Annotated in this window: 1 protein-coding gene; it reads left to right on the plus strand. The window is 69.0% G+C overall.

The window, feature by feature from the left end; genetic code table 11:
* On the plus strand, positions 1-203 hold a 203-nt coding region (locus tag Q0938_RS19335), incomplete at both ends, for a hypothetical protein (RefSeq protein WP_299365755.1).

A 203-nucleotide genomic window follows, 5' to 3' on the forward strand; every position in this document is an offset into this window, starting at 1 on the left:
CTGGCATCCATGGCCGCAGTGACGGTGCCCGTTCTGGCGCCCCAGGCGGCGCTGGCGACAGGCTATCCCGCCAAGCTTGCGGGCGTGTTCATCGGGCTGGTCTACTCGGGTGCGATGATCTCGTCCCTGGCAAGCGGCAGTCTGATCGACCGGCTCGGGCCGGTCCGGGTCAGCCAGATCGCGCTTCTGTTCTGCGCGGTCGG

The organism is uncultured Paracoccus sp. (assembly GCF_947496875.1).
Classification (GTDB): Bacteria; Pseudomonadota; Alphaproteobacteria; order Rhodobacterales; family Rhodobacteraceae; genus Paracoccus.